The 10,318-nt window shown below is 41.2% G+C and carries 5 protein-coding genes and 1 pseudogene; all 6 read right to left on the bottom strand.

The features are described 5' to 3' along the window. Nucleotides 1-196: 196 nt before the first annotated feature. Nucleotides 197-1,834, bottom strand: coding sequence for a DUF4335 domain-containing protein (locus V7K32_RS03915; protein WP_334990511.1), 1,638 nt, complete (start codon nucleotides 1,832-1,834; stop codon nucleotides 197-199). Nucleotides 1,835-2,082: 248 nt separating this feature from the next. Further along, the gene (locus V7K32_RS03910) at nucleotides 2,083-2,688 is read right to left on the bottom strand and encodes a DUF3038 domain-containing protein (protein ID WP_334990509.1); all 606 of its coding nucleotides are present in this window, start codon (nucleotides 2,686-2,688) and stop codon (nucleotides 2,083-2,085) included. Between the two features lie 1,096 nt (nucleotides 2,689-3,784). Then, nucleotides 3,785-4,339, bottom strand: coding sequence for a hypothetical protein (locus V7K32_RS03905; RefSeq protein WP_334990506.1), 555 nt, complete (start codon nucleotides 4,337-4,339; stop codon nucleotides 3,785-3,787). 383 nt (nucleotides 4,340-4,722) lie between these two features. After that, nucleotides 4,723-5,841, bottom strand: coding sequence for an aldo/keto reductase (locus V7K32_RS03900; protein WP_334990504.1), 1,119 nt, complete (start codon nucleotides 5,839-5,841; stop codon nucleotides 4,723-4,725). A 126-nt stretch (nucleotides 5,842-5,967) separates the two neighbouring features. Beyond that, nucleotides 5,968-6,420, bottom strand: a complete 453-nt coding sequence (locus tag V7K32_RS03895) for a pyridoxamine 5'-phosphate oxidase family protein (protein WP_334990502.1) — start codon at nucleotides 6,418-6,420, stop codon at nucleotides 5,968-5,970. A gap of 953 nt (nucleotides 6,421-7,373) precedes the next feature. Then, a pseudogene (locus tag V7K32_RS03890) lies at nucleotides 7,374-10,256 on the bottom strand (AAA family ATPase); the annotation flags it as partial. Nucleotides 10,257-10,318: the final 62 nt, after the last annotated feature.

The following is a 10,318-nucleotide window of genomic DNA, read 5'->3' as shown; positions in this document are numbered from 1 at the left end:
CGCCCTCTTGCGCTTTAGCGCAAGAGGGCGCAACTACGAGCCAAATACAGAGATTTTACTTTTCGTTACATAGTTTGGTTTTATCTTGCCTACCTACTTAGTCGTCGTTAGACGACTTTAGCCATTAGCCTAGTAATGAATTACTATGCGCTTGTTGTGACTAGTGCAATATCTCAGATTAAACGGACTAATTTACTTATTCATCTGGAAAAGTTTGTACCTTGCCATCAGGACTGAGAACAACTCGAATTTTGACATTTTGTCCGCGTTTATTGGCGGAAACAAAAGGTTTCCCAACTTCAGGCATCCCAGCGCTATCAACAAAGTCTCTTGCTGACTTATTGAGAGGAATAATTCGTTCAATTGTGCCGTCAATACCGACTATCAAACTGTACTCTAATGTTTGTCCTAGTCCAGTGGGTGGTTGCCAACGTTTTTTTAAGTATTCTCTAGCTTGTGCTACTTGGGGTGTATCAAATAATGTGCCAGTAGCCACTTCTGTGGATTTGGGGCTTTGGCGTTCGTTCCCTAATTGATCGATAAAGGGATTATTATTCGCAGTTTTAGAAGAGGAAAGTTGTGAAGCAGGTTTCTCTCTAGGAGAAGATTGCTGTAGGGAATTAATTCTTTCGTCTAACTGTTGTGAGTTTAGTGGGGAGGGTTGGGTAGGGGTATTGCCACTATTGGGTATGGTATCAAGAGATGGGGGGACAACTGGTGAGATATTAGTTGGCAAGTTGCTTGTGTTAGAAGATAGCCTGGGTGGCAAATCCCGCAGCTTAGGGAGAGTAGCAGGTTGGGTACTTGAGCCTGTAGGGTTCTGTGCAAGATTTGGTGATATAGCAATTTCCTGACCTGGGATTTTGCTAGATCGTCCGTTAGAGAAGCTGGCCGTTCGCGTAGCCTCTCCAAGAGTTGGCATCGATCCATTAGTGGAAAGGGTTGCAGTCTTGCCCTGAGGTATTGTCAGTGCATTTAGAGGTGGCGGTGTAGAGAAAGTAGAACTAGGGGCTGTTAGAGGTGCTTGGGGTAAAGTGGATATGGAAAGTGGAGGGGTAGAACCTAGCAAATTATCTGATGGAGCAGTTAGCCCAGCTTGAGGCGTGGGAAAGTTTAGTGAGGGTGAAGTTTCTAAAGCAGTTTTTACTGCTGCTGGATCTGCTGTTTTGGCTTTCTGCTGTTGCTTTTCCCTAAGGTTGTTAGCATATTGCCAAGTAACTGGTAAAAAACCTATACCTAATAATAATACTGCGGCAACAGGTGCCCAAGTAGGAAACCTCATTGAAGTGCTAGTACTCTTAAGAGTTGGGAGTGCCATGACATCAGTTGAGTACTCATCTAAAGCACTGGCCAGATCGAATAGTTGCAGCAGACTGAGTTGAATTACTGGGCCCGATGATTGGTTGGCGAGAGAACCGAGAAATAAGTTGTGAGTTAAATGGCTGCTTGGTTCTAAGCGGATATTTGCCCCAGGAATCTGGGTACTAAAGGAATTTAATGTTTTTGTAGACGATTTTAATTCTGGCTCACCTAATGCTGTGCTTGACTCCTGGGTATCGGAGAAACTAACGCAAAAGCTTTCTGGAGACTGTTGCAGAAATTGCTGTACATAGCTTGTGACTGCATCACATAAAGCTTCAAGTTGATCGCGATCGCCCCGAATTGGAATTTTGAGTTCTTCTGATAGTCGGGGATCATCAAAACGAAGCTCAAAGCTCAGGTGCTTGAGGACAGTTTTCCCCATCCAACGCGACAGAGGCGAGCTTTGCGCGAATACTTCTAGCGTGCAAGTAGGGGGTGTGTAGCAACGAATGACAGAATTTGATAGAGGCATGGCAGGAACTGCGAAGAAGACTATTTGGGATTTTGCAAAAAATTGAGCCAGTTGCTTGCAAAGAAAAGTTGGAAAGGCGGATTCCTTGACTGAGAATTTTGTTAGGTTCCTTCTGTTATGCAAACTGATGTGCAAAGAGAAAGCAGAGCTGATAGTGCATTGCCCAAGAACTAACGATCATCAAAAGGGAATCCTTGTCTAGCAAACTTTCATAAGCAAATTTGGTTGAGGAATTTCAAATTTAAAATCTAAAGTTTTGTAGAACGGTCTAAAAGTGCTAGCCAGAGACGGCGATGCCCACCAGTAGCACTGTAAAAAAGTAAATCTACAAGCAGTTTTAAGGCCAGGTTGGTAAGTAAATCTGTTGAGATTTTCTCGTCCTCTTCCATCCGCTCTTGGTAAGTGTTGCAAAAAGCATCAATATAATCTCCAAGTAAAGCAGTCTGGTGAGGTTCCCGGTTATTTTCTGCCATTTGTTCTAACAGTCCGATAGCGCGGCGAATTAATTCCTGGTGCTGTTTCGCTAGGTAGCAGATGATCAGAACAAGCGATCGCGCTTCTTCGATATCTAACTTTTTTCGCCCTCCTTGACCTTTGCGTAAGGGATTTGATTGGCGCAGTCGCCATAAAGCTACGCGGTCTGGCACTCTTGACTCTAAATTCAGATCAGTTGCCGCCGAAAGCATAGCCTCTGAACCAATCCCAGTTAAGGTTTCTAGCGCCAACAGCACCAAGTCTAATTGGGTTTTTATATTGTCCCATTGAACTGTGTTTGGGGCTGGAAGCTTGATTAAATCCTCCCACTGGGAATTTGGTGTGGCTGAGTTGGTGGCCGAGTGCATAACTTTTAGCATAGGTGATCGAGCTGATAGAGGATGTTGCTGTTACCCATTTTGAAACCAGACTCTCAAGCATCAAGCTTGGTTTCCCATAGGTATGAGCCAGAGACTTCAGGTAGATTTTTTATGTGGTAAGCAGCAGGTATCTTTGTCCTACTCTAGATGAAAATTTATTTTCAACAAAGTAGAAAAGGATCAATTCTAGTTAAGGTTTACCCGACTTTCGCTGGTAGTTCCGTACAAGAGTATAAATAAACAATGTTTTGAATGTTAACCGCTAATTCTCGCTAAGTAATTATGTAGAGTACCTCCTAATTTATTTGCGGCTTTTAATTTTGAAATTTATTGTGTTTATTATTTGGTCTTCATGTATACATAATTACTATACAAATTTTTTGTCTGTTTGCTAAAGATGCTTCTTGCTGCTGGACACGATCCCAATACCGTTCGGTTAAGGAATTTTTTGGTTGAGGCAGGCAAGAGGAGAAAATAATTACTGAACAATACCCTCTTTCCTCAAGAGCCTTCCCTGCCTCAAGAGCTTATCCGAACCCCGCCCCAGTTTCGCTTGTGTGTAGCCTGTTATTTCAGGACGGGCTGGGCAACATCAGGATGGAAGCTTGCTGATGATCGTAAATCTATAACCCAAGTTGCTAGTTACTCTTAGGGACTGACAAGAAATAAATTATTCCAATAAACGAACCACTCCAGACAAGGCAGCGCGGTCTTGGGGGTTTCCCCCATGAGCGACTGCCGCACAGAGAACGCAGAGAGAAGAAATAGAGAGAGTTTTTGCGTCAGTTTTGGAACATTTTTTTATTTTTCAGTCCCTTATAGGCAGAGTCATAGCGATCGCTTTGGGGCAGTTAAGCAATAAAATGCCCTCCAAGAAGAAAATTAGGAGGGCTATATGCTAACGAATCTATCCCACTAATGCGAGAATATGATAATATACTTCTGGGTTCAGTTGAGTTGAAAGTCTATCCCAAACTAATAATATTTTATTAACAAAGTTTGGGGGTTTAACAAAGTTCGGCGCTTTTTTGTCCCCGGCTTCTAACAAGTCGCTACCTACTTAGTAGAGAAAGCTTTGAGTATAAGAAGTAGATTATCACATTCTCGCTTTAGTGGAATCGATTCCTACAAGTTTGCTCTTTTGTAAATAATCTGTATAGCCTTGAATATTTTCTGGTTCAAATTGACGCAGTACGCGTGTAGCTTCGCGCATTAAATCGTCATTTCCGGTAACTGCAATTAAGTATTTGCCAGCATTCAGACGGTTACGATAAGGTAAAGCATCGCCACTGCTAACTGTTAACCCGACAGTTCGACCGATTAAACCAGCGCCCAAAGCACCGCCTATACCTCCTAAGATCCCAGCAAGAAATTCATTGCCAAATCGAGCAAATTGGGGAAATATTTCAACTTCTGTGAGATGGTTGAAGGCATAACCTGCAACAAATCCAAAGGTTACGAGCGACCAAAGGAGCCGATTTGATTGTTTGCGGGCTTGCTTGTCGGGATCAATCAGTCCAAATTCATCAGCACTTAGATAACCATCGCCCAAAATATTAACTTGTGAACTTGGCAAGCCTATTTTTTCCAGAGCAGAGTAGGCGGCTTCTGCTTGTATTCGATTTGGTAAAACTGCAACAAGGTAATTCATAAGGATTTTGTTTTTAACAAAGTTTTTTTGTGCAGAATTAATAAAACTGCTTAATACGATCCCCAGGCAATCTAAAGATGGTGTCAACACCCCAATCGTAAATAGTATCAATAAGAACTTCAGCCGCAGTTGTCGCCATAAATAATGTTTCTCCTTATATGGGTATTGGCCGTTGAAAAGAGGCAGGGGGCAGGGGAGGCGAAATAAATTAAGTGTATTATGGACTATTTATAGTAGCAACAATTACTAACTTTTTTCTTTTTCTCCCCTGCTTCCCCTGCTCAAGAAGGCTCATTGGACGATGATCTCACTTTTTCGCGTTGCTTTGGGGGGAAGGGGGGAAAATTTTCCCTTGCTTCTTCCCCAGTCGCCAGTCTTCAATTTCATGTTTGCACTTGACTTTGAGGTGGAAAGCCATGTTGGATTCTGCCTTCATCAGCATCAAACTGCTTGGAAGTTTTGAAGAGTTCAAAACGCCCATCGGCAGCATATTGGACGCAACGATCGCGCAAGGCTTGCATTTCTTTTGCCTGCATCGGTTGAAAACCACGGGCGATCGCTAAATTTTGCCGCAGTACTTCCACCGAATCAATACCACTGACAAGTGTAGCGATCGGTAAACTCATGGCATAGCGGATGGCTTCCTGGGGAGTCACTACACCTTTTTTTATTGCATCACCATTTCCACTGAGACTTTTCATGCCAATAGCAGCAATTCCCCGTTTGTTGAGTTCTGGTAACACCTGCCGCTCAAAACTGCGGAAGCTGGCATCAAAACAATTAAGCGGCATTTGCACCGTATCAAATGGGTAATTGTAGGAAAGCATTTTTAGATGAATAGCGGGGTCTTTGTGACCCGTAAAGCCAACGAACCTAACTTTACCTTCTTTTTTCGCCTGATCTAGAGCTTCAATTGCTCCGTTGGCACGAAAAATCCTTTCTGGATCGTTGTCGTAAACAACTTCGTGGATTTGCCACAAGTCGAGGTGGTCGGTTTTGAGACGACGCAGAGATTCTTCAAGTTGCTGCATTGCCACTTTGCGATCGCGTCCGTGGCTGCAAACCTTCGTCATCAAAAAAACCTTGTCTCGTCGCCCTTGCAACGCCTCTCCCATCCACTCTTCACTACGATGCTTGTTATACTCCCAAGCATTATCCATGAAGGTGATGCCATTGTCAATAGCTTCGTGGGCGATGCGAATTGCCTCTTCTTTGGTCTTTGCTTGCCCTAAAGTTGCACCTCCAAGTGCGATCGCCGACACTTTCACCCCTGTTTTTCCCAGTGGACGCAGAGGAATTTCACCAGTGTTTGTGCTGTTCGTTGGAGTTGCAGATGATGCTGGAACTTGTGCCGCTTCTACTTCGGAATTCGCATTGAGAATGTGGTCAGCAAAGATTGCCCCTGCACCTGCACCAATAAAGCCTATTCCTTTTAAAAAATGTCGCCGTTTTACCTCTAAAGGTAGATGCTTTTGGGCACCTTTATCATTATTTTTTATCATTGGTTTTTCGTAATTTAAAATACTTAATTTTGCAAATTTCGCCCAACAATTACATACTTAAAATAATTCCTAATTAGTAATTTAATTCTTAACTACGAATTACGAATTAGTAATTATTTAAAGGCGTTATGGCGTCAAAAAACTAATTTTTTGGGGCTGAAAACTTGATACACTATCCCAATAATTAACTTGGCTAATATTCACCTTAAGCAAAGCAATATCGGGTTCCTCCAGTCCTTTAGGAAACCAGGTTTGAAGTTCCGGCTTCCATAGCTCTCCCATCTTAGTACGGTCTTTCAGCAGTTGTGCTGTACCTGAGATAGAAACGTATCGCTGCTGTTCGGATGACGAAAAACTAATATTTACCTGCTCATAGTGTTCAATCTCAGTCACCTTATGGGAAGCAGCATAAGTAAAGAACCAGAGTGTGGCTTCAGAGTTAATCTCACCACTTTTTGACATGGGGTAACTATGCAAACTGCCATCATCATCGACTGTGGTAAACATACCATAATCAATATTTTCAATTAGTTCATGCAGCTTTTTAATCTCTTGTTCGCGGTCTGTAGAGGTTGCCATTATTTGCACTCTTTTCTTTATTTACTTTTCCTTGACTGTAATTTTTGATTACAATCAGGTTTCATGTTTGTAAAGTTATTTTTCAGTATTAACCTTTTTTGTTTAAATTGCGTGAGCCTAGAGATGGAGTTATCCTAAAATTAGCTTTTTTAGTTCTCTCTATAGAGAGATTGGTTAAGAGTGACTGTTGTGTGCATATACAACTTATAAGCATAGTAATACCAATTCTGTATGAGGATGCGCTAAACCATATTTAACTACAAGAAAGAAAAACGAACCGCAAAGGTGAGGCAGTGCGTTGGGGTGAATCCAGCGCTGTAGGCGGGTTTCCCGGCGTAGGTGACTGGTGAACCCCCCTTCGGGTTCTCCCCGTTGTAGCGACTGCCGTCGCAAAGAACACAAAGAAAGAAGAAGTTAACAGGGTTTGGCGCAGCCTCACAAAGAAATGGTAAGTAGCTAGACAAGATAAAACCAAACTATGTAACGAAAAGTAAAATCTCTGTATTTGGCTCGTAGTTGCGCCCTCTTCCGCTTTAGCGCAACTACGAGCCAGTGATGATTATTTTCGCCCACTTACTTATTAGGTGAATTTTGTGCTTATTTCTTTAGACATAAATTTTATAAATTTTTCCAGTCCACCAAAATCTCCGATTTGGTGGGGAACTTAAACCATGCACCCTCTCGCGGCAGGAGACTGAGGGCAGTATTCCTCCTGCCTCCTGCCCTGTACAACCAGAAAGCCCAAAATTAAAGCACGCGTGACTTCCGCCTTGCGGTATCCAATGCCCATAGACAAGGTAATCACAATGAGCAATAATATCTGCGATCGTCTCTTCAATTGTTCGGGAACAATATTAGTCTTGTTAGACATTAATTAAACCTGAATAAGTTTGGTATCTTTGGTATATCGGCGTGAGATAATTGCTAATAAATCACTAATTTATACTGCTGATAGGCAAGGTAATTAAAAATTCTGTTCCCTGTCCCAATATAGATGTAGCTTCAATGTTTCCCCCATGCCCCTCAACAACAATTTGACGAGCGATCGCTAACCCCAAGCCCGTACCTTTACCAACAGCTTTAGTAGTAAATAAATGGTTAAATATTTTTGATTTTACTTCTTCATTCATCCCTTTGCCATTATCAGCAATAGTAATTTTAAGGCTTTCATTTTCGACTAAAGTTCTAATTGTAATCCGATTAAAATTAAATGTAATTTCCTCAAAATTGCGTCCTTGATTAGATTCATCTAATGCCTCAATGGCATTCGCTAAAAAATTCATAAATACCTGATTTAATTGGCCAGGGAAGCATTTAATTTGAGGTAAATCACCATAGTCAGTAACAACTTCAATCGTGGGACGGTGTTCATTTTCCTTGAGACGATGTTTGAGAATGAGAATTGTGCTGTCGAGACCTTCATGGATGTTAAATGGCACTTTGTAATCTCTATCAGCACGAGAGAAAGTACGTAAACTGGTGCTGATGTTTTTTAAGCGATCGCATGCCATAGACATACAATCAATCATCTTGGGCAAATCCTCTAAACTATATTCCAAGTCGATTTCTGACTCGTGGTCAAGAATTTTCTCACTCTTGCTGGGGAAAATTTCTTGATATAATTTCAAGTGTTCGATAATATCACCGAAAATTGGTTTAGCTTGTTGGAGACTGGCAGAAATAAAATCCAAAGGATTATTCATTTCGTGAGCTACACCAGCAACTAAATTACCCAATGCAGACATTTTCTCACTTTGGACAATTTGCAGATGTGCTTGTTGTAAGTCTTGTAATGCTTGCCCAGCTTGTTGATAAAGTCGAGCATTTTCTAGAGATATTGCCGCTTGAGAAGACAGGAGGTTAATGACACTGAGGCGATCGCTAGTAAATACTCCGCTCATCAGTTGATTTTCTAAATACAAAATACCTACTAAATGCCCTTGATTGATAATCGGAGTACAACATACACTCTGGGGTTGTGTTGCGTGCATATATTGCCCAATTACACCAGGGATATCTGTTTGGCAATTATCTATCACAACTGTTTGTTGAGTATTTTTGACGTAATTGATAATTTTTACGGGAATATCTGGACAATTGAAGAGTGATTGTGGGCTGAAGCTGGTTTGTATTTCCTCATGATGAATAAAGGTAATTGCTCGTACTTGCCATATATTTTCTTGGGGAAGCAGTAGTACAGCTTTTCTCGCGCCAGAGTTTTCTAAAATAATACGGATGAGACTGGCGATAAGTGTATCTAATTCCAGATAACTGGAGATAGCAATAGCTGCTTTGAAGATAGAGGTAAAATCTAGTGCATCGGAAATACTAGTGCTGTCAGTGGTATTCGTGCGAGTAGATGAGAAAGTGCCACGAAAGCTAATAGTTTCGTCGTGTTTGAAGTTGATTCGTTGCTCTTGCAGAATGGATTGGAGTAATTGGGGATAGCGTTTTTCTAGGTCTTCTATTTTGGCTTTTGCGCCCCAACAAGCGTAGCAGTAGTATGCTTCTTGCATATATGCTTGGGCAACTTTTTCTTTACCCCAGTCGAGGTAAAATTTTGCTGTGGCAATTTAGTAAATTCCAAAATATCTTTATCTACATAGAGAGAAGACACATCTGCAAATTTCTGCTGAATATCAGCTTCATTGGGAGAATCTGGAATATTCACACCCAAGAGCTTAACTACCTTCAAACCAAGTTGTACCGCCTCCAATAATTGTCCTTGAGCTACATGGGTGAGAATTTGGACTTCATAGGTTTTCACCTGCTCTAAAATTGAATGGGCATTTGACAGGATAAATGAACTGAATTGTTCAGTTTGCTGATAGTCGCCATTAAGGTAACTGACTTCTGTAGCAGAACCAAGGGATGTTCAGCACTGGTAAAGACTTGGGTAAATTTTTGGAATAATAAATTAAATCTGTTTTGTGCCGCATTTCCTGATAATTCTGTGGCTGGGGGTTGTTCACCAATAATTATTGATAATTCGGGAATGACTTCAATAATTACCTGTCCGTTTTCACCTACAGCTGATAAAATCTTGTTTTTCCACTGCTGGATTTGTGCATCACTTTCGCTTAACAATTGCCTCATTAAATCTCGGAATGCTTGCACAAAAGCACTAAAGGGAATATTCCGTTGAAATTGATCGTATTTTCCTTTGATAAAATAACCATTTTGTCGCACAATCGGTTTATGAACTTCGTTGACAACCGCAGTTTTACCAATTCCTGAAAGCCCAGCTACCAGCATCATTTCTGTTGCACTAAGGCTGACTCGCTCAAATGCTTGCAATAGACTTGAAACTTCGGTTTCTCGTCCATAAAGTTTATCAGGGATGATGAAGCGATCGCACAAATCCCTACTCGCAATTTCAAAACTCTCAATCCTACCAGAAACTTGTAGTTGAGACAAACAATTTTCTAAATCAAACTTCAGTCCCAATGCACTTTGATATCTAGATTCGGCATTTTTCTCCATCAATTTCATGACGATATCACAAAGAACTTGGGGAATAGGAAAATATTCCTCACCCCAACCCTCTCCTTTAAAGAAATCCCCCCAAAGTCTTCCATCACCAGCGCATAAGCATTTTGGTAGGCTTCGAGGCTGTAGGTTTGGACGATTAGCGGTGAGTTGAGATTTTTAGCAATGGTGTACTGATTGCGAAATGACAAGAGTTCAGAGAAGCTGGGATAAGGATTTTTCAGTAGTTTAATCACTACTGGTAATGAGTTAACTTTTTGATACTCTCGATAAACTAAAGTTCTAGAACCATTGTAGAGTTCTTCGTTTACTTGATATCCGGGAATATTGGCAAAAGTGCTAACCATACCGTTAAATCCTAATGATTTACAGATATAGTGTTCCCAGATATATCAAGTTTTTTATTAAC

The sequence above is a fragment of the Nostoc sp. genome (assembly GCF_036917635.1).
GTDB lineage: Bacteria > Cyanobacteriota > Cyanobacteriia > Cyanobacteriales > Nostocaceae > Nostoc.
Note: the sequence above shows the minus strand (reverse complement) of the source record. Positions and strands in the feature narration are given on the sequence as shown.

What these genes read in the sequence shown, in the direction of transcription:
- V7K32_RS03915 (WP_334990511.1), bottom strand. Translation starts at nt 1,834, where the DNA reads ATGCCTCTATCAAATTCTGTCATTCGTTGCTACACACCCCCTACTTGC.
- V7K32_RS03910 (WP_334990509.1), bottom strand. Translation starts at nt 2,688, where the DNA reads ATGCTAAAAGTTATGCACTCGGCCACCAACTCAGCCACACCAAATTCC.
- V7K32_RS03905 (WP_334990506.1), bottom strand. Translation starts at nt 4,339, where the DNA reads ATGAATTACCTTGTTGCAGTTTTACCAAATCGAATACAAGCAGAAGCC.
- V7K32_RS03900 (WP_334990504.1), bottom strand. Translation starts at nt 5,841, where the DNA reads ATGATAAAAAATAATGATAAAGGTGCCCAAAAGCATCTACCTTTAGAG.
- V7K32_RS03895 (WP_334990502.1), bottom strand. Translation starts at nt 6,420, where the DNA reads ATGGCAACCTCTACAGACCGCGAACAAGAGATTAAAAAGCTGCATGAA.